Here is a 19,297-nt window from a genome sequence, read left to right on the forward strand (position 1 = left end):
GAAGCGTTTTCAATGTTCGTCCAGGTCGGCGTCGGCGCGGCTGTTGCGCCAGAGCAGGATGGGAATCACCATCGCGAACACCAGCGCGTCGCGGTAGGAACTGCTGAGAAAGGAAGCGAAAGACTCCAGCACGCCCACGATGAAGACGCCGGCGACGGACAGCGGGTAGTTCACCAGCCCGCCCATCGCGGCGCCCACGAACCCCTTGAGCCCGACGACGAAGCCCATTTCGTAGTGCGCCGTCACCAGCGGCGCCAGCAGCATGCCGCTGGCGCCGGACAGCGCGGCGGCGAGGAAGTAGCTCAGCCGGCCCGCCATCACCACGGGGATGCCGCAGTACTGGGCGCCCTCCCGGTTGACGGACGCCGCGCGCAGGGCCTTGCCGGTCAGTGTGCAGCGGAAGAACAGGTACAGTCCCAGGGCGGCCAGGAGCGAGAACGCCATGATGAAGAGCGATTGCGCCGCGATGTCCACGCCGGCCAGTTCCAGGCGCGCCTCACTGATGGGCGGCACGGCGCGCGGGTCGGCGCCCCACAGCAGCAGGGCCAGCGGATGCATGATCATCGACACGCCGACCCCGATGATCACCAGCACGACGGTGGAATTGCCGGGATTGGGCTCGACGGTCAGGCGGTAGACGATGGGCCCCAGCGACGCGACCAGCGCCAGCGCCGCCAGCATTTGCAAGGCGGGCGAGGGCACGCGCCAGGCCAGCGCGGCCAGGGCGGCGAGCAAGGCGCCCGCCGCGGCATAGGCCGCGAGCGGCCGCAGCGGCGAACGGCCGTCGGCGCGGGCCCGCAGCAGATCCAGCAACAGGCAGGCCGCGCCGCCGGCGCCCACCACGTAGACCACGGGGGCGAGCGTGCCCTCGATGAAACTGGCCAGCGTCAGCGCGCCGAAGGTCACGTATTCGCCTTGCGCGATGTTGACTACGCGCGTGGTGGTGTAGACCAGCACCAGGCTCAGGCCCACCAGCGTATACACGGCGCCGTTGGTCAGGCCATCAGTGGCCAGGAACAGGGTAGTGGTGAGGTCCATTCCTACTCACCCAGCAGCTCGAACTTGCCGTCCTTGACCGTCACCAGGAAGGTGCTGCGGCGGTCCAGTCCCAGGTGGTCGCCGGGGCTGTAGCTGAAGAAACCGTTCACGCCGCGGTAATCGCGGGTGGCCTCGATGGCGTCGCGCAACGCAAGCCGCGCCTGGACCAGGTCGCCGGCCTTGCCGTCGGCCACCACCTGCCGGTAGGCCAGCAGCGGGATCTGCACCGTATCGTAGGCCTGGGCGGCGAACATATCGGTCTTGCCCGCGCCGTACTTGCCGTCATAGGCCTGGATGAAGCCGGCGATGACGGACTTCAGCGGGTGGTCGTCGGGCAGTTGCCGATACACCGTCAGCGCGGAGGTGCCGACGATGGCGCCTTCGACCGCCTTCTTGCCGACGGCGATGAAGGCCGGCGTGGCGGAGCCGGCGCCGTGCAGGACCGGTCCTTTGTAGCCGACGCGGCGCAGCGTCTCGGTCGCGAGCGCGGACGAGGGCGGGATGGCGTGGAAGTAGACCGCGTCGGGCTTCTTCTGCGCGACGCGCAGCGCCTGCGGCGTGAAGTTGGTGTCGCCGCGCGAGAAGCGCTCGGCAGCGACGATTTCCAGGCCTTTGCGCTTGGCGATCTGGCTGAATTCCACCCAGCCGCCTTCGCCGTACGAGTCCTCCAGGCCCATGAAGGCCACCTGCTTCCAACCCCGCTTGAGCAGGTAGTCGACGGTGTGGTCGATCATCAGGCGGTCGGTCACCGGCGTCTTGAACGTAAACCGGTGCGCATCCGCAGGCTCGATCACCGAGGCCGCCGAGGCCAGCGACAGGTTGGGCACGCGCTCTTCCTCGATCACCTTGTTCACGGCCAGCGAGGCGGGCGTGGTGGTGCAGCAGACGACGAGATGCACCCGGTCTTCCTGGATCAGTTTGCGCGTCGCGTTGACGGCCCGCGCCGGATCGGAGCCATCGTCATATTTGACGAAGTTGACGCGGAACGGCAGGGTGGCGTCGGCCGCCGTGCGCGCTTCCAGCAGATTGATGGCAGCCACTGCGCCGGTGGCGATGGCCGAGGCGCCGCCGGTGACCGAGCTGACCACGCCGATGCGCAATTCCGGACGGTCGTCGGCCTGCGCGGCGGGTGCCAGCAAGAAGCCGGCGCATGCGAGGCCGGCCAGCAAAGAGTTGATTCTGCTCATCAATAGCTCCCGAAGAGGACAAGACAGGATGCCGGCGGGCGGCACGGGTCTGGGTGGAAGCTAGTCTGGCAGGGGCGCGGTGGCGGGGATGTATCCCGCGATACAAAGCGCGGCCCCGCGGAGTCGGGGTTTTCCTCAGCTAGCCGTTATCGGACAGGGTCGGTTTGGCGCCGGACCCCGGCTTTTGCGGCTACCATGTCCACCTCATGAGCGCCGCCAAAACCTCCGCCTCCATTCCGTCCCGCCACGCAGACGCCGTGGGCGGCGCGCAAAGCATCTTCCGCGTGCTGCGCATCCTGAAATACGTGGGGGCCGCGCCCGCGCGAGGGGTCGGCCTGACCGACGTGGTGCGGGACCTTGGCCTGACGCCGCCCACGGCGCACCGTATGCTCGCCGCGCTGCTGCAGGAAGGCTTCCTGTCGCTGAACCCGAAGCTAAAGACCTACAGCCTGGGCCGCGAGTCCTACATTCTGGGCCTGGCGGCGGAAAGCCGGCACGGTATCAAGGCCATCGCCGAATCCGCCGTGCTGCGCCTGGCCCAGTCGACGGGCGACACCAGCTTCCTCTCCGTGCGCTCCGGCCACGAAGCCGTTTGCGTCGACCGGCAGACGGGCGATTTCCCGATCAAGATCCTGACGCTCGAGGTCGGGCATCGTCGTCCGCTGGGCGTGGGCGCGGGCAGCCTGGCGCTGCTGGCTTTCCTCCCCAACGACGACATCGAGCGCGTGCTGGCGCGCTACGACGCCTCCGCCGCGCCGGATCTGCCGTCCACCGATCTGCTGCGGGCGGACATCGCCGCGGCCCGCAAGAACGGCTATGCGCTGAATCCCGGCCGCATCATTCCCGACATGCTGGGCGTGGGCGTGCCGGTATTCGACCGCGAGCAGCACGTGGTGGCCGCGCTGAGCGTGGCGGCGATCCGGTCGCGATTGTCCGGCGCCCGGCTGCAGGAAGTGGTGTCGGCCCTGCAGCGCGCCGCGGCCGATCTGGCGGCCGACCTGGCGCCGCGCCCCTGAGGGACGCCGGGACGGCTCAGCGCCCCGCGCAGGCTTTGCCGCCATCGACCGGCAGGCACACGCCGGTGATGTATTTGGCTTCGTCGCTGGCCAGGAACAGGGCGGCGTGCGCCACGTCCCAGGCGTCTCCCATCCGGCCCATGGGGCTGGCCGCGTTGCGCCGCCGGCGCATTTCCTCCACGTCCTCGAACTGGCCCGCGATCTGGGTGTAGATCAAGGGCGTGTCGATAACGCCCGGCAGCACCGCGTTGACCCGGATGTTGTGGGGCGCATAGCGCACGGCAAGCGAGCGGGTCAGGTGGTTCAAGCCGGCCTTGGCGGCGTAGTAGGACGTGTAGGGATAGGTGTTGACCTGGATCGACGCCAGCGACGAGATGTTCACGATGCTGCCCGCGCCCTGGGCCAGCATGGCCGGCAGCACGTGCTTGCAGGTCAGGAAGACGCTGGTCAGGTTGGTGTCGATCACGCGGCGCCAGCTTTCCTCGCTGGCTTCTATGGGGTCGCCCATCTCGGTGATGCCCACGTTGTTGTGCAGCACGTCGATACGGCCGGCCGCGGCCAGTACCGCTTCCACCACGCCCTGAATCTGGGCCGAATCGGTCACGTCGGCGGCCAGCGCGGCGCATTGCCCGCCTTCCTCTTCGATGACACGCTGGGTTTCCCGGGCCGCTTCCGCGCGCAGGTCCACGGCGAACACCCGCGCCCCTTCGCGCGCATACAGCGCGGACGCGGCCTTGCCGTTGCCCCAGCCCGGCCCGGAGGAGCCGGCGCCGAAGACCAGCGCGATCTTGCCCTTTAGACGCTCGCCCATGCTAGTCCACCGAAATGTGCGCGAACTGCGCGACCTTCTTCCATTTGGCCACGTCGGCCTGGATCATCGCCTTGAACTCGGCGGGCGTGTCCGCCACCACGTAGGCGCCGACGCCGGCATACTTGGCCTGCACGTCGGGGGACGCCAGCGCCTTGCGCGAGGCGTCGCTCAGCTTGGCGAGCACGTCGGCGGGCAGGCCGGCGGGCGCCAAAAGGCCGTTCCACATTTCGGCGTCGTAGTCGGGCAGGCCGGCTTCCGCGAACGTCGGCACGTCGGGCAATTGCGCCAGCCGCGTCTTGGCGGCCACGACGATGGGCCGCAGGCTGCCGGACTGGATGTGGGCCATGGACGATGCCGCCGTGTCCCACAGAATCGGCACCTGGCCGGCGATGACGTCGTTCAGCGCGGGGCCGGTGCCCCGGTAGGGCACGTGCATCATGTCCAGGCCGGACAGCGATTTGTAGTATTCCATGGCCATGTGCGTCGCGCCGCCGTTGCCCGACGATGCATAGGAGTACTTGCCGGGCGCGCCCTTGATCAGCGCGACGAAGGAGGCATAGTCCTGGGCGGGAAAGTTCTTGTTCACGACGATCACGCCGGGCACGCGGATGATCTGCGTAACCGGCGTGAAGTCCTTCACGGCGTCGTAGGGCAGGTTCTTGTACACGGCCGAGTTGGTGCCGTTGGTGCTGGAGGTGCCCAGCAGCAGGGTGTAGCCGTCGGCCGGGGCCGACGCCACCGCCCGGGTGCCCACCGTGCCGCCCGCGCCGCCGCGGTTTTCGACCACCACGGCCTGGCCGATCTGCTTGGCCAGCGCTTCGGCAAAGATGCGGCCCACCACGTCGGAGGTCCCGCCGGGCGGGAAGGGCACGATCAGGCGGATGGGGCGGTCGGGGTAGCCGCCCTGCGCCGCCGCGGTTCCCGCCACGGACACAGCCAGGACGGCCGCGGCCAGGGTCAGCCAATTGCGGATCTTCATGATGTTGTCTCCTCGCTCAGGTATTGTCGTTTTGGCGTTCTCGTCAGGCGATGCGGTCGCCCGGCTTGATCTTTGCCGCCCGGCTGTCCACGCCGGGAAGCATGTGCGCGGGATCGCGCGTCACCACCACGTCCAGAATGGTCGGGCGGTCCTTGCAGGCATAGGCGGCGCGCAGCGCGGCCTGGATGTCGGCGGGGTCTTCCACGCGGATGCCGTTGCAGCCCAGCGCGCGGGCCACGTTGGCGTAGTTGGTTTCCGCAAGATCGGAGGACTGGTAGCTTCCGCTGCCGTACATCAGGTGCTGCAGGGCCTTGATGTATCCGGAAGCGGCGTTGTTGACGACGATGAGCGTGAACGCCAGGCCCATGCGCACGGCGGTTTCCAGTTCGCCCAGGGACATGTTGCAGCCGCCGTCCCCGGTCAGGCTGACGACCTGGCGGCCCGGCGCGGCGGCGGCCGCGCCGATGGCGCCCGGGATGCCGTAGCCGATCGACGCGAAGCCGCGGTCGGGCACGAAGCCGCGCCCGGCGCGCTTGGTATCGAAGAGCAGGCCGCCCCAATGCGCCGCGAAACCGCCGTCGGCCACCAGGATGCCGTCTTCGGGCAGCGTTGCGTTGATTTCGTGCATCAGGCGCGCCATGCCGATGGGCGTTTCGGAGGCGGTGAGCTTGCCTTGCACGGATTCGCGCCACGCATGCATGGCCTGCTCGACTTCGGCAAGATAGTCCTCGCGGCCCGTCGGGGCGCCGCCGGCCTGGGCCGCGATGCGTTCGCCCAGGTCCTGCAGCGTGGCCTGCGCATCCCCCCACAGCCGCAGCGTGGGGGTGGCGGTGCGGTCGAACTCCTCGGCCACGATGTCCAGGTGGATGATGGGCGTGCCGGCGGGCAGCAGGTCGTAGCGGCGCGTGGCGACCTCGCCCAGCTTGCAGCCGACCACGAACAGGCAGTCGGACTTGGCGATCAGCGCGTTGGCGATGCGGCTATAGCGGCCGAACAGGCCGGCGTTCAAGGGGTCGCTGCAGGCGACCGCGCCCTTGCCGCTCATGGTGTGCGCCACGGGAATGCCGAAGCGGCGGGCGAATGCCTGCACGGTGCCGGCGGCATCGCTGATGTGCACGCCGCCGCCGCACAGCATCAGGGGGCGGGAAGCGTTGGCCAGCATGCTGGCGGCCTGCTCCAGATCGTCGCCTGCCGGCCGGCAGCGCAGCGCGGGCGCCCGCCGATAGTTGGCGCTGGAGTGGAACGCGTCCGCGTCGAAGGCGTGGACGTCGTGCGCGATGTCCTCGGGCACGTCCAGCACCACGGGACCGGGCCGGCCGCTGGTCGCGATCGCGAACGCGCGGCGCACCAGTTCCGGGATGCGCTCGATCTTCTCGACGCGCAGCACGTCCTTGACGACGGGGCGCAACACTTCCAGCTGGCGCGCTTCCTGCGTCATGTTCTTCCATGAGTGCATGCGGTGCGAATCTCCCACCAGGGCAACCATCGCCGTGCCCGCGTTATAGGCCTCCGCCAGCCCGGTGACCAGATTGGTCGCGCCCGGCCCCAAGGTGGCGTCGCACACGCCCGGGCGGCCGCTGACCTTGGTGTAGGCGTCGGCGGCGAAGACCGCGCAGCGTTCGTCGTTGATCAGATTGTGGTTCAGCTTCAGGCGGCGCGCGGCGTCGTAGAACGGCAGCAGCTGGAAGCCGCCCATGCCGAACATCAGGCCTACGTCGTGCGCCGCGAACATGCGCGCGATGGCTTCGCCGCCCGTGATTTCCAGTTTTTCCGACATGCGGGTCTAGCTCCTAGTAAGCGTGCCCTGCGTTGCAAGCAGGGCATCGATAGCGGTTTTCAGGGGCGTGCCGGGACGGCAGCCGAGTTCGAGGGCCAGGCCGTTGGCGCGCGAGATCACGCCCTCGTCGTGGCAGGAGCGGGCGTCTCCGATGCGCGCGCTCCCGGCCGCGACGGTCAGCGCCGCGATGCCGCGCCGCTGCAGCATGGGCAGGCGGCCCGTGCCGGCGCCGTCCTTGCCGATGCCGGCGTCGTTAAAGGTGACCAGCCTCAGGGCCGGGCCCACGCCATCCGTTCCCAGGGTGGCCAGGGCTTCGCCATGGGAGGCCGTGACCGCGATCAGGCCCTCGTCTTCCGGGCGCAGCAGCGAGACGGAATCGGCGCCCACCACCCATGGCGAGCCGTCGGGGGCCGCCCGCAATACGATGCGCGATTCGCTCCTGGCGTCGGGAACCGCGCGCGGCGGCACGGCGTTCTCCAGCAGCCGGGCGGCCTGCGCCACGGGCATGCCGGGCCGGCATCGCAGCGCGGACGCCAACCCGTTGACGTGGCTGATCAGGCCATGCCAGACCATGTCGGCGCCGTCGCCGATCCGGCAACTGCGGAAGTCCGCGGTGGCGGCGGCGATGCCCCAGCGCTCCAGGTCGGCGAGCCCGGCGATGCCGGCCTGTTGCCAGCCGATGCCGGCATCGTTGAGCACGACGGCGCGGACTTGCCCGCGCGCCGCGCAATACGCGGCGTAGCCGCCGCCGTGAGATCCGGCGATCACCACCCGGCCCGCATCTGCCGGCGTGAGCTTGGTGATGCTGTCCAGAATGCGCGCGGTGACCGAGCTTGGTTGATATTCCATATTATGGATATGTTGATCCTGTTGAGCCCCGGGGATGAACGAGCGCCATCGTTGCGCATCGCTGCGCTGGCTGTCGAATCATTCGCACGAAACGATTCTACCGGCCGGAATTTCGGCGGATCAACATTTGATCCATATTGTGGAAGTGAATTGGAAGAGCGGGGCCTGGCGTCGCGGCGTGCTTGCGCGAGGGGGAAGGAAGACAGGAGAGCGGGCGGCACGAGGCCGCCCGCGGTAGGGAAACGCTTGGGTTCGATCGGATGCGTGGGGCGCGGGCCGACTGCGTGCGCCGACTGCGTGCGCCTACTGCGTGCGCCTACTTTTCCCAGCCGCCGCCCAGCGCCAGGAACAGCGCGATCTGGTCGCTGCTGAGTTCGGCCTGCGAGGCCGCCAGCGCGCTTTCGTTGGTGGCGAGCGTGCGCTCGGCGTCCAGCACGGTCAGGTAGTCGGTCTTGCCGTACTTGAACAGCTGGCTGGCCTGGGCGGCGGCCTGGGCGCTCTGGTCGCGCGCGGCGCGCAGGGCGGCTTCGCGGTCCAGCTGGCGGGCGTAGACCACCAGCGCGCTTTCCGTTTCGCGCAAGGCGTTCAGCACCGTCGCGTCGAAACGCGCCGCCGCGGCCTTGGTGTTGGCCTGCGCCTGCGCGATGCGGGCCTGCGCGGCGCCGGTATTGGGAACCGTCCAGGAAATCAGGGGGCCGACGCTCCAGCTGAAGGTGCCGCGATCGCCGAACATGGCGGCGGGGCCGCCCGAGGCCGCCGACAGGCCCAGCGTGATCTTCGGATAGAGATCCGCGGTGGCGACGCCGATGCGGGCGGTGGCGGCGGCCAGCGTGCGTTCGGCCTGGCGGATGTCCGGGCGGCGGCGCAGCAGGGCGGCGCCGTCCCCGACCGGAATCGTTTCGGCCAGGCGGGGAGGCGCGGCGCATTGCAGCAGCGCGGGCGTGACTTCGGCGGGCGTCTGGCCGGTCAGCGCCGCCAGCCGGTACAGCGCGGTGCGTTGCTGGGCCTGGAAGGGCGGCAGGTTGGCCTGCAGCTGCTCAAGCTGGCTGCGGGCGCGCGTCACGTCCAGCGCGGTGCCGCGCCCGGCGCGCTGCAGCCGTTCCACCGCGTCCAGCGATTCCTTCTGCACCTGCACCGAATGCCGGGCGGAGGCCAGTTGCATGCCGGCCGAGCAGATGTTGGCGTAGGCGCGGGCCGTTTCGGCCGCCACGGTGACGCGGGTGGCGTCGTAGGCGGCCTGCGCGGCCTGCGCGTCGCCCGTGGACGCCTCCACGGCGCGGCGGATCTGGCCGAACAGGTCGAGCTGATACGACACGCTGGCTCCCGCGGAATAGGACCAGCGGTTAGGCGGATCGATGCCGGGCTGCAACTCCTGCAGGCCGGAAACGTGGCCGAAGGTGGGCGAGGCGTTGACGCCGATGCCGGGCTGCTGCTGCGCCTGCGTTTCGCGCAAGGCGGCCTGCGCGCGTTCGAGGTTGGCGCTGGCCACGCGCAGGTCGGTGTTGGCCGACAGGGCCTTTTCGACCAGCCCGTCCAGCACGGGATCGTTATACAGGCGCCACCAGCGGCCAGGCACCGCATCCTGCTGGAATACCTTTTCCTGCGCTTGCGCGAACGGCGCCTGCGCGCTCTGCCGCTCGGCCACCGAGTCCGCGGGCACCTGGTAGTCAGGGCCCACGGTGGTGCATCCGGCCAGCGCAAGGGCCAGCATCAGCGGCAGGAGGTTTCTGGTCTTCATGGCAGTTGCGGCTAATCGTCGATAAAAAGGTTATTGAGGCGGGAAAAGGGTTTCAGGACGGCAGGCGGCCATCGGCCGGCGCCTGGGCGGGCTTGGGGTCCACCGACACGGTGGCGGTCTGGCCGGCCACCAGGCGCACTCCCTGGGGCACGTCGTCGATCTGCACGCGCACCGGGATGCGCTGCGCCAGGCGGACCCAGTTGAAGGTCGGGTTCACGTTCGGCAGCAGGTTCGCGCCGGTGCTGCGGTCGCGGTCGGCGATGCCAAGGGCGATGCTCTCCACGTGGCCGCTGATGCGGCGCGAGTCGCCCATCAGCGTCACGGTGACCGGATCGCCTTCGTGGATGCCCGGCAGCTTGGTTTCCTCGAAGTAGCCTTCCACGTAGAAGGAACCGGAGTCCACCAGCGCCATGACGCCGCGGCCGGCGGTGGCGTACGAGCCCGCGCGCAGGTCCAGGTTGGTGACCCGGCCGTCATTGGCGGCCACCACGCGGCTGCGCTCCAGGTTCAGGCGCGCCGTATTGAGCTGCACTTCCGCTTGAGCCAGCGCGGCTTCGGTCTGTTGCAGGCGCGTCTGGCTCTGTTCCAGGGCCTCGGCGGCCACCAATTGGCCCAGCGAGCGGTTGCGCTTGGCGTCGCGCACCGCCTGGTCGCGCGCCACCTGCTGCGAACGCACCGAGGCCTGGGCCTGGTCGTAGGCCAGCTGGAAGCGCGCGCGGTCGATTTCGAAAAGCACGTCGCCGGCCTTCACGTCCTGGTTGTCGTGCACGGGCACGCTGGTCACCAGGCCGGAGACGTCGGGCGCGACCTGCACCACGTAGGCCTTGACGCGGCCGTCGCGCGTCCAGGGTTCGACTTCATAGTGCACCCAGAGCTGCCAGCCGGCGTAGACGGCCGCGGCGACGACGGCGGCTGTCACTGCAAATTTGCCGATGGCGGCAGGGCGCAGGGCGTGGGGGAGTTTCATACCTATCTCTGGAGAAAATGCGGGGAAATGAGCGATACGCCATACAGCAGCACCACGAACAGCGCGAGATCGAACAGCGCGGGGTGCCACACCAGGCGGTACAGCCCGGCGCGGGCCAGCACGCGGCGCACCGCCCAGGCGACGCCCAGGGTGACCACGCCCAGCACCAGCAGCCAGGGGAAGTAAATGCCGTAAAGATTGAATTCGCCGATCATGATGTCTGGCCCTCCAGCGAGGGGTGGGCGGGTTGATAGCCGGGCGCGTCGGGGAAGAAGGCGCGGCGGATGCCCACCAGCGCCACCACCGCGCGGTCGCGCGCGGCGGCGCCTTGCGGCGTGGCGGCGACGCTGGACAGCGCGCGGTCGATCTGCGCGAGAAACTCGGGCGTCTTCTTTCCGGCTTGCCACGCGGAGCGGGCGTGGAAAAAGTCCGCCAGGCTGTCGAGCACCGGTTTGATGGTCGCTTCGGCCATGGGCAGGTGGCGCCGCGCCCGTTGCAGTTCAGTGATGTCGCGGCCCACGCGCAGATCCTTCAGCGCGTCGGCGGCCACGACGTCGTCCGGGCGCTTGGCCAGCGCCAGGCGCGGCTGCAGCAGGCCGATGCGGTCCAGCATGCGGGCGGCATAGGTGTGGCGCGACGGCGCGCGCGGGGAGCTCGCCAGCGTTTCCAGCTCCTTCCAGTTGGCGGCCTGGATGCGGCGGGCGCTCCAGTCGGCGCTGACGGTGCGGAAGATGGCGGCGATGATGGCCGCGGTGGCCACCCCCATGCACTGCGCGACCTGCGTATCGATGAAGGACACGATGTCGGCCGTGTTGGTGTCTTGCAGGGCCATCGTGCCCAGGAAACCGAACAGCATGGCCATCGCCTTGCCGGCGGTGGCGGGCCGGGCGATGAAGATGCCCAGCACGAAGGCGGTGGGCAGCATCGCCAGGGCCAGCATCTCGAACGAGTGGATGGCGGGCATGATGCCCAGCAGGTAGAGCGCGGACAGCGGGATCGAATAGACCGTGTAGGTCAGGAACTGCATGATGCCGGGCACGGGGTTGTCCTGCGAGGCGAAGAAGCAGCTGAAGATGGCGGCCATGAGCGCGGCGGTGGCGCCGTTGCTCCAGGCTGTCCCGATCCAGAAGGCGCAGCAGACCGAAATGGCCACGCCGGCGGCCAGCGCCGACAGCAGCGCCATGCCCCGGTCGCGGTGCAGCTGCGTCTTGGGGGCGCGCTTGGAGCGGGGCGAACGCAGCGGCGCGCCCTGCAGGCCGGCGCGGATTTCACGGCGCAGGGCCAGGCATTCGTCGTAGGTGTCGATCAGTTCGCGCAGGCGCGTCATCAGGCTGGCCAGCAGCGCGTCGCGCCAGGAGGAGCGGCTGTCGATGGAAGGCGTCAGCCGGGTGACCGCGGCGCGCAGGTGCACGGCGGCCTCATGCGTGGCCTGCGCGCCCGCATTGATCCATTCGGAAATGTCGTTCAGCAGCGCCGACACCGCTTCCGGCAGCGGCTGGCCGTCGGCCTGCAGGGCGCGCATGCGATCCTCCACGGCGGAGACGGCGGGCGTCAGGGCCGCGATCTGGTCCTGCATGGCGCGCACGGCGCCCGAGGTCCAGCGCAGGTTGCTGGTGTCGAAAGGCACGTGCGTGGACAGCAGGCGCAATTGGGTGATGTCGTTGGCCAGCACGCGGCGGTCGCGGTCTTTCTGTTCGGTGGTCTGGCCGCTGAGTGTGTCGTGCATCCAGTTGCGGGCGTCGCGCACCGCCTTGTCCAGCTGCAGCGTCAGCGCGGGCGCCAGGCCGCGCGGCAGCACGATGCTGTGGATCAGCGTGGCGCAGACGATGCCCAGACTGATTTCCTCGACGCGCGCGAGGGCGGTGTCGAATACCAGGGAGGGGTCCGTCACGCTGGGAAAGCCGATCATCGCGGCGGTGTAGCCCGCCAGCATGAACAGATACGAACGCGGCGTGCGGTCCAGCACGGACAGGTACAGGCAGGCGCCCACCCACAGCACCATGGCGGCGGTCATCACGACCGGCGAATTCGACAGGCGCGGCACCATGTAGACCGTGGCGGCCGAGCCGAAGAAGGTGCCCGTCAGGCGGTACAGCGCCTTGGAGCGCACCGCGCCCGACCAGGGCTGGGCGACGACATAGGCGGTGGTCATGGCCCAGAACGGACGCGGCAAACCGATGCTGTAGGCCAGGTAGAGCGCCGTGATGGCGCTCAGGTAGCTCTTCAGCGAGAAGATGGTTTCGCGGACGTTCGGGAGTTTCACGGCTGCTCGTCCTGTTGCTGCGCGCCGGCGCCGCTGCGGCCCAGCGAGACCTTCAGCGTTTCGAAGACGCGCTGGCAGGCTTCCAGATCCGAGTCGCTGATGCCCCGGAACAGGCGGCGGCGCAACTCGACCAGCACTTCCTCGACCTGGGCGCGCAGCGCGTGGCCGGCGTCGGTCAGGTGCAGGGTCTTGGCGCGGCGGTCGTGCGGATCCTCGCGGCGTTCCATCAGGCCGGCGGCGACCAATTGGTCCAGCACCCGGACGAGCGAGGGGCCCTCGACCCCCAGCGCTTCGGCCAGGGCGCCTTGGCGGACCCCGTCTCCCAGGCGCCCGGCCAGGATGACGGGCCAGGCCGTGGCCTGGGAAAGGCCGTAGTCGGCCAGCGCCTTGTCGGCGGCGCCGCGATAGGCGCGCGACAGCACCATCAGGTTGGCGGTGGTGGCCATGAGTTGGGAGTCGGAGGGCGTGTTCATGGAATAGATTGTATCCTATCTATTAGCTTACTAATAATTGAAAATGGCGAATATCTCCATTGATTTTCTCAATCGGAAAAATAGGGAACGGGCTTTCCATGGATGGAAAGCCGGCGCAACGCGGGAGGAGATGCCCGGATTCCAGCGCCCCGGGCGCGGCGCGGGCGCGGCGGGCGCGCCCCGGCGGTCAGCCGTTGCAGTCCGCCCAGCAGTTGGGCGTTTCGTACAGGCGCACGCGGGTCAGGCGCAGTTCGGCGCCATAGTGGCCGTGATAGTGGGGCGCCAGGATGCCGAAGACGATGGCGGCCAGGTTCTCGGCCGTGGGGATGCGGTCCAGCACCACCGTCTTGTGGCCGGGCAGGGTGTCCAGGAAGGCGCGCACGGCGGCGTCGCCCTCGTAGACCAGGAAGGCGTGATCCCAGACGTCCACGACGTGGGCCTTGGCGATCTGCTTGATTTCGGAGAAGTCCATCAACATGCCGTTGTCGGACTCGCCCGGGGCCTGCACGATGTCGCCGGTCAGGGTGATTTCCAGCACATAGCGGTGGCCGTGCAGGTTGCGGCACTGGCTGCGATGGTCGGGAATGCGGTGGCCGGCGTCGAACTCCAGCCTGCGGGTCACGGAAATCATGGCGCGCTCCGCAGGGGACGAGGGTAAATCATGGAATGCCTATGTATTTGTGGGTCTGCAGGCTGAGCCGCCATTGCGGGTGCTGCATGCAGTACTGGACGGCTTGTTCGGTATTGGCCGCGCGCGCGGGGCCGTCCATGGGTTGCAGGAAAAAATGGTCGAAATCCAGGTGGGAGAAGGCTTCCGGCAGCGCATTGGCCTGCGGGTACACGAGCTTGAGCTCGTCGCCGCGTTCCAGCACGACGGGGGCGGTGCCCTTGGGGCTGACGCAGATCCAGTCGATGCCGGCGGGCGGCTTGATGGTGCCGTTGGTTTCGATGGCCACGGTGAAGCCGCGGGCGTGGATGGCCGTGAGCAGCGGCGCGTCCAGTTGCAGCAGGGGTTCGCCGCCGGTGAAGACCACGTAGCGGTCTTCGGCGCCGGGGCCCCAGCAGGCAGCGATGGCGTCGGCCAGCAGTTCGGGCGTGGCGAATTTGCCGCCGCCTTCGCCATCGGTGCCGACGAAGTCGGTATCGCAGAAGGTACAGGCGGCGCTGGCGCGGTCGCTTTCGCGTCCCGTCCACAGGTTGCAGCCTGCAAACCGGCAGAATACCGCCGCGCGGCCCGCATGGGCGCCTTCGCCTTGCAGCGTCTTGAAGATTTCTTTGGCGGAATAAGTCATGAGTGGTGCCGGCGGCCGGACGCCGGAAAAATCGGGCAAAGCGGGTTATTTTACTTGGCGCGGCGCATCCGGCGGTAGAACCTTCGGGTAGCCGGCGCCCGCCCTCTATACTCCAGTCCTATGTTTCACGTCCAAGATTCCCTGTACCTGGATGAGCGCGACCTGGCGTTCACCATGATCCGCGCCCAGGGCGCGGGCGGCCAGAACGTCAACAAGGTGTCCAGCGCGGTCCATCTGCGGTTCGACGTGCGGGCGTCCAGCCTGCCGCCGGAAATCCAGGACGCGCTGTGCGCCCTGAGCGACCACCGGGTCTCCAAGGACGGGGTCATCGTCATCAAGTCCCAGGCGTTCCGCAGCCAGGAAAAGAACCGCGCCGAGGCCATCGAGCGCCTGATCGCCATGGTGCGCGCGGCGGCCCGGCAGGACAAGCCGCGCCACGCCACGCGGCCGACCCGGGCGTCGCAACGCCGGCGCGTCCAGCGCAAGGTGCGCCACGGCGAAATCAAGCGCCTGCGCGGCCGGGTCGAGGGCGACTGACCATGGCCGGCGCGCGGCGGCGCTACCTGTACACGCTGGGCTTGCTGTTCGCCGCGATCTGGGCGGCGCTGGCCATCGCGCCGCACGACCGCGCGGATTGGGCGCTGGAGAACGCGCTGGTGCTGGCCTTCGGCGCCGCGCTGCTGATCACCCGCCGCTGGTTCGTCTTTTCCCGTACGTCCTATACGCTGATCTTCCTGTATCTGTGCCTGCACGCCATCGGGGCGCATTACACCTATTCGCTGGTGCCCTACGACGACTGGTGGCGGGCCTTGACGGGCCGCAGCTTCAACGGCCTGGTCGGCTGGGAGCGCAATAACTTCGACCGGGTCGTGCATTTTTCCTACGGCCTGCTGCTGGCCTATCCCATCCGCGAGATCTTCCTGCGCGTGGTCGAGGTGCGCGGCTTCTGGGCGTATTTCCTGCCCATGGACGTCACGCTGTCCACCTCGGCGCTGTACGAACTGCTGGAATGGGGCGCCGCCGCGGCGGTGGGCGGCGACCTGGGCGCGTCCTACCTGGGCACGCAGGGCGACGTCTGGGACGCCCAGAAGGACATGGCGCTGGCGGCCGCCGGCGCGGTCATCGCCATGGCCGTCACCGCGCTGGTCAATTGGCGGGCCCGCCGCGACCTGGCGCGCGACTGGGCCGACAGCCTCAAGCCCCGGCGCCCGCCGCAGTCGTAGCGCCGGCCGTCGCGAGGGGCGGGCCTGCCGCCCCGGCCGCGCCGGCCACGCGGCGCCGGAACAGGTCGGCCAGGGTCGCGGCCGCCAGCGATAGCGGCGTGCCGCAAAGCGTCATGATGCCGATGCTCGCCACCGGCATCGGCACCTCCGGCCGGATCCGGCTCGCTTCGTCGCCGTACGGCGGTACATCCAGCATCCCGGCGGGGCAGATGATGAGCGCGTCGCTACGTGTCATCAGGTTCCACATCACGCCGAACGTGTCGCAATCGATGACACGCTCCGGCGTTTGCAGCCCATTGGCGCGCAGGCCCCGCAGGAAAGCCTCGGTGTGGCTGCCGGCCGAGGCATTGAGCAGCCATTCGCAGCCCAGGAGATCGTCCCAGCGCGTAGCGCCGGCCAGCGGATGGCCGCGGCGGCAGGCGATCATGAATTCCAGCGGGCGCAGGACTTCGAACTCGAATTCGGGTTCGCCGCTGCTGTCCGGCATGCGCGAGGCCACGGCGAAATCCAGCGTGCCGTTGCGCAGCGCGGGCTGGACGGCGGGCAGCAGACCTTCCGAGACCTTGACCTTGGCGGCGGGCATGCTGCGCCGGAAATCGCGCAGGACGTCGGGCAGCACGCTCAGCATGACCATGGGCGTCACGCCTACGGCCACCCGCGCCTGCGCGCCGCTGAGCAGTTGGCGGATGTCCTGGCGGGCCAGCGCCAGCTGCGCCTGGGCCAGCCGCGCCCGCACCGTCAGGTGTTCGCCGCATTCGGTGGGGGCGATGCCCTTGGCGCTGCGGGTCAGCAGCGGCGCCTCCAGCTCGGCCTCCAGTTCCTTGATGGCCTTCGTCACCGCGGCCTGGCTCAGGTGCAGGCTGCGCGCGGCGGCCCGGATGCTGCGCAGTTCGGCCACCTTCAGCCAGGCCCGGAGATGATGGTCCTTCATACGGCTCCCGAAAAAGATGGCTGCCGAGGTCGGTTCCGACGCAAGGCCGGAGGCGGCGTCCGCGACAGCGCCGGCGCCAACGCCAGAGGAGGCATCCGAGACGGATTCAGAGACAACTCCTGGTTGTCACCTTAACAAAGAAATAGCCTTACATGTGGCGCCAATGATCTCTAAGCTTCACGACGACAAGGCCGGGCGCGAGTCCCGACTCCGGTTCCGTGTAGCGCTTCAGGAGAACGCCATGCAGCTATTTCCACGTCGTGCCCGCCGGGCCTTGGCTCTGTGCCTGGCCCTGTTCGCCGCCGCCGGCGCGGCTCATGCCGAATGGCCCGAGCGGCCGATCAAGCTGATCGTGCCGTACGTGGCGGGGTCCGGTCCCGACGTCGTGCTGCGCCCGATCGCCGACGCGCTGGGGCGCGAGCTCGGCCAGCCCGTGATCGTGGACAACCGGGGCGGGGCGGGCGGTATCGTCGGCACCCAGCTGCTGGCCTCCGCCGCGCCGGACGGCTACACCATCGGCTTCGGCAACCTGGTGACGCTGGCGATCAACAAGAGCATGTATCCGAAGCTGCCTTACGACCCGCAGCGCAGCCTGGCGCCGATCAGTCTGGCCATCAGCAATGCCCTCGTGCTCGTCGCCCGCAACGATTTCCCGGCGGGCAACGTGCGGGAACTGATCGATTACGCGCGCAAGCACCCGGGCAAGGTCAGCGTGGGTTCGCTCGGCGTGGGATCCAGCGCCCACCTGGCCGGGGAGATGCTCAAGAGCGAGACGGGCACCGTCATGCTGCATGTCCCCTACAAAAGCGGCCAGCAGGCCGTGGGCGACATCGCAGGCGGGCAGCTCGACGTGATGATCGACAACGTCGCCGGGGTGCTGCCTTTCATCCGTTCGGGCCAGGTCAAGGTGCTGGGAGCGACCAGCCTGGCCCGCGTGCCCGTGCTGCCGGATGTGCCGACCGTAGACGAGTCCGCGGTGCGGGGCTTCGAAGTGGTTTCCTGGGGAGGCATCGTCGCGCCCGCGGGCACGCCCAGGCCCGTGATCGACAGGCTCAACGCCGCGGTGGCGAAGGCCTTGCGGGATCCGGCGGTCCTGACGCTCAACGAGACGCTCTCGGTGGACGCGACGCCGTCCACGCCCGAGCAGTTCGCCAGCCTCATCGCCAGCGAGATCCCGCGCTGGGGCGCGATGGTGCGGCGCTCCGGCGCCTCGGCCGACTGAACGCGCCCGCAGCAACCCGCCTACGCAGCAATCGGAGCCATCATGACGAACGACCTCTGGCGCTGGAGCGCCCTGGACCTCGCGCAAGCCATCCGGAATCGGCAGGTTTCCAGCCGGGAAGCCGTGCAAAGCTGCCTGGAGCGGGCCCGGCAGCTCAACCCGGTCTTCAACCCGCTCACGGAAATCTACGCCGAGCAGGCCTTGCGGGCGGCCGATGCCGCCGACGCCTCCGTCCGCGACGGCCGCGCGCTGGGCATCCTCCACGGCGTGCCCGTGACGATCAAGGCCAATGCCGACCTGGCCGGAACGGCCACGACCAATGGCGTCGTCGCCTACCGGGACCTCATCGCCCGCGAGAACAACCCGGCCGTCGACAACTGGATCAAGGCCGGCGCCATCGTGATCGGCCGCAGCAATGTGCCGGCCTTCTCGTGGCGCTGGTTCAGCGACAACGATCTGCACGGACGCACGCTCAATCCGTTCGACGCGGCGCGCACGCCGGGCGGCTCCAGCGGCGGCGCGGCCGTCGCCGCCGCATTGGGCCTGGGACCGCTGGCGCACGGCAGCGACCAAGGCGGATCCATCCGTTATCCGGCCTATGCCTGCGGCGTCGCGGGCCTGCGTCCGTCGCAAGGGCGGGTGCCCGGGTACAACGCCAGCCAGCGTTCGGAGCGGCCGGTGGTGTCGCAGCTGGCCGCGACCCACGGCCCGCTGGGCCGGACGATCGCCGACCTGAGGCTGGGATTGGCGGCGATGTCGTCCGGCGATTGCCGCGATCCCTGGTGGGTGCCGGCGCCGCTGGAGTGGCGCGATCCCGATGAGAGCCGGCGGGTTGCGCTATTCCGAGGCTCGGCGGCGTTCCAGCCCGATCCCGCGGTGTCGGCCGCGTTGGAGCGAGCCGCCGCCTGGCTGGAAGAGGCCGGCTACCGCGTCGAGGAAGCGGAGCCGCCCAGGTTCGGCGAGGCGGCTGCCCTGTGGCTCGACGTCCTGATGAACGAGGCGGCCGGCTCCATGCGGCGCGAGATCGAACGCGCGGGCGACCTGGCGATCCAGCGCGCCTACCGCAGCATGCTGGCGCGGGTGCCGGACCTCGACAGGGACGCGTTGGTCGAGGCCATGGCGATGCGCACGACCCTCCTGAGGGAGTGGGGCGGGTTCTTCGAGCGCTTTCCGGTGCTGCTCATGCCGGTGTCGTTCGAGCGCCCGTTCCCGGTGGACCTGGACCAGCAGGGTGACGAGGCCATGGCGCGGTTGCTCCGGGCCCAGAGCCCGCTGGTGTCGACCGCGATCCTCGGCCTGCCGGGCCTGTCGGTGCCGGTCGGGATGGCCGACGGCATGCCGATGGGGGTGCAACTGGTCGCGGGCCGGTTCCGGGAAGACCGTTGCCTCGCCGCGGGCGAGGCGATCGAGGCGCGCGCCGCGTGGTCCGTCCTGGACCGCCGCCTCGCCTGACCGCAGTCGTTTCCCCGAGGGGCGGCCTGGCCGTTTCAAGCGGATAGCCCTGGGGGCGGCAGGGGCATGACTATATATC

19 protein-coding genes are annotated in these 19,297 nt (G+C 69.4%); 5 read left to right on the forward strand and 14 right to left on the reverse strand.

Annotated elements, in window-relative coordinates; all coding sequences use genetic code 11:
• Positions 1-9: 9 nt before the first annotated feature.
• The gene (locus ACN6PJ_RS01250) at positions 10-1,038 is read right to left on the reverse strand and encodes a branched-chain amino acid ABC transporter permease (RefSeq protein WP_427994076.1); all 1,029 of its coding nucleotides are present in this window, start codon (positions 1,036-1,038) and stop codon (positions 10-12) included.
• 2 nt (positions 1,039-1,040) lie between these two features.
• Entirely contained in the window at positions 1,041-2,225 is a 1,185-nt protein-coding gene (locus tag ACN6PJ_RS01255; protein WP_427994077.1) for an ABC transporter substrate-binding protein, read from the reverse strand.
• Between the two features lie 206 nt (positions 2,226-2,431).
• Here ACN6PJ_RS01255 and ACN6PJ_RS01260 point away from each other — a divergent pair, with 206 nt between their 5' ends.
• Positions 2,432-3,241: an IclR family transcriptional regulator gene (locus ACN6PJ_RS01260; RefSeq protein WP_427994078.1), complete on the forward strand. Its 810-nt coding sequence runs from the start codon at positions 2,432-2,434 to the stop codon at positions 3,239-3,241.
• A 16-nt stretch (positions 3,242-3,257) separates the two neighbouring features.
• On the opposite strand, the gene ACN6PJ_RS01265 is transcribed toward ACN6PJ_RS01260, so the two are convergent.
• From ACN6PJ_RS01265 to queE, 11 genes are all read right to left on the reverse strand, one after another.
• The gene (locus tag ACN6PJ_RS01265) at positions 3,258-4,052 is read right to left on the reverse strand and encodes an SDR family NAD(P)-dependent oxidoreductase (RefSeq protein ID WP_427994079.1); all 795 of its coding nucleotides are present in this window, start codon (positions 4,050-4,052) and stop codon (positions 3,258-3,260) included.
• Between the two features lies 1 nt (position 4,053).
• The gene (locus tag ACN6PJ_RS01270) at positions 4,054-5,031 is read right to left on the reverse strand and encodes a Bug family tripartite tricarboxylate transporter substrate binding protein (RefSeq protein ID WP_427994080.1); all 978 of its coding nucleotides are present in this window, start codon (positions 5,029-5,031) and stop codon (positions 4,054-4,056) included.
• A gap of 43 nt (positions 5,032-5,074) precedes the next feature.
• On the reverse strand, positions 5,075-6,808 hold the full coding sequence (locus ACN6PJ_RS01275; protein WP_427994081.1) for a thiamine pyrophosphate-binding protein: 1,734 nt from the start codon (positions 6,806-6,808) through the stop codon (positions 5,075-5,077).
• 6 nt (positions 6,809-6,814) lie between these two features.
• Positions 6,815-7,657: a hypothetical protein gene (locus ACN6PJ_RS01280; RefSeq protein ID WP_427994082.1), complete on the reverse strand. Its 843-nt coding sequence runs from the start codon at positions 7,655-7,657 to the stop codon at positions 6,815-6,817.
• 316 nt (positions 7,658-7,973) lie between these two features.
• Positions 7,974-9,395, reverse strand: a complete 1,422-nt coding sequence (locus ACN6PJ_RS01285) for an efflux transporter outer membrane subunit (protein ID WP_427994083.1) — start codon at positions 9,393-9,395, stop codon at positions 7,974-7,976.
• A gap of 52 nt (positions 9,396-9,447) precedes the next feature.
• On the reverse strand, positions 9,448-10,362 hold the full coding sequence (locus ACN6PJ_RS01290) for an efflux RND transporter periplasmic adaptor subunit (protein WP_427994084.1): 915 nt from the start codon (positions 10,360-10,362) through the stop codon (positions 9,448-9,450).
• A 2-nt stretch (positions 10,363-10,364) separates the two neighbouring features.
• Complete coding sequence (locus ACN6PJ_RS01295; RefSeq protein WP_043548020.1) at positions 10,365-10,577, reverse strand: DUF1656 domain-containing protein; 213 nt, start codon at positions 10,575-10,577, stop codon at positions 10,365-10,367.
• Positions 10,574-12,625 carry an FUSC family protein gene (locus ACN6PJ_RS01300; RefSeq protein WP_427994085.1) on the reverse strand — a complete coding sequence of 684 codons (2,052 nt, stop codon included), beginning with the start codon at positions 12,623-12,625 and terminating at the stop codon, positions 10,574-10,576. The genes ACN6PJ_RS01295 and ACN6PJ_RS01300 overlap by 4 nt, the downstream gene beginning before the upstream one ends.
• Entirely contained in the window at positions 12,622-13,098 is a 477-nt protein-coding gene (locus ACN6PJ_RS01305) for a MarR family winged helix-turn-helix transcriptional regulator (RefSeq protein ID WP_427994086.1), read from the reverse strand. Before ACN6PJ_RS01305 ends, ACN6PJ_RS01300 begins: the two co-directional genes overlap by 4 nt.
• A 187-nt stretch (positions 13,099-13,285) precedes the next feature.
• Entirely contained in the window at positions 13,286-13,729 is a 444-nt protein-coding gene (gene queD / locus ACN6PJ_RS01310; RefSeq protein WP_129528064.1) for a 6-carboxytetrahydropterin synthase QueD, read from the reverse strand.
• A gap of 28 nt (positions 13,730-13,757) precedes the next feature.
• Complete coding sequence (gene queE / locus ACN6PJ_RS01315; protein ID WP_427994087.1) at positions 13,758-14,390, reverse strand: 7-carboxy-7-deazaguanine synthase; 633 nt, start codon at positions 14,388-14,390, stop codon at positions 13,758-13,760.
• A 120-nt stretch (positions 14,391-14,510) separates the two neighbouring features.
• On the opposite strand from queE, the gene arfB reads away from it, so the two are divergent.
• Together arfB and ACN6PJ_RS01325 are read left to right on the forward strand one after the other, a co-directional pair.
• Positions 14,511-14,927 carry an alternative ribosome rescue aminoacyl-tRNA hydrolase ArfB gene (gene arfB, locus ACN6PJ_RS01320; RefSeq protein WP_427994088.1) on the forward strand — a complete coding sequence of 139 codons (417 nt, stop codon included), beginning with the start codon at positions 14,511-14,513 and terminating at the stop codon, positions 14,925-14,927.
• Between the two features lie 2 nt (positions 14,928-14,929).
• Entirely contained in the window at positions 14,930-15,613 is a 684-nt protein-coding gene (locus ACN6PJ_RS01325; RefSeq protein WP_427994089.1) for a DUF2238 domain-containing protein, read from the forward strand.
• On the opposite strand, the gene ACN6PJ_RS01330 is transcribed toward ACN6PJ_RS01325, so the two are convergent.
• Positions 15,585-16,544 carry a LysR substrate-binding domain-containing protein gene (locus ACN6PJ_RS01330; protein ID WP_427994090.1) on the reverse strand — a complete coding sequence of 320 codons (960 nt, stop codon included), beginning with the start codon at positions 16,542-16,544 and terminating at the stop codon, positions 15,585-15,587. The genes ACN6PJ_RS01325 and ACN6PJ_RS01330 overlap by 29 nt on opposite strands.
• A 241-nt stretch (positions 16,545-16,785) precedes the next feature.
• Here ACN6PJ_RS01330 and ACN6PJ_RS01335 point away from each other — a divergent pair, with 241 nt between their 5' ends.
• Both ACN6PJ_RS01335 and ACN6PJ_RS01340 read left to right on the forward strand, forming a co-directional pair.
• On the forward strand, positions 16,786-17,766 hold the full coding sequence (locus tag ACN6PJ_RS01335; RefSeq protein ID WP_427994091.1) for a Bug family tripartite tricarboxylate transporter substrate binding protein: 981 nt from the start codon (positions 16,786-16,788) through the stop codon (positions 17,764-17,766).
• A 42-nt stretch (positions 17,767-17,808) separates the two neighbouring features.
• A complete protein-coding gene (locus ACN6PJ_RS01340) occupies positions 17,809-19,218 on the forward strand; it encodes an amidase family protein (protein ID WP_427994092.1) in 1,410 nt (469 codons plus the stop codon).
• Positions 19,219-19,297: the final 79 nt, after the last annotated feature.

The organism is Achromobacter sp., assembly GCF_050285585.1.
Taxonomy (GTDB): Bacteria; Pseudomonadota; Gammaproteobacteria; order Burkholderiales; family Burkholderiaceae_B; genus Achromobacter.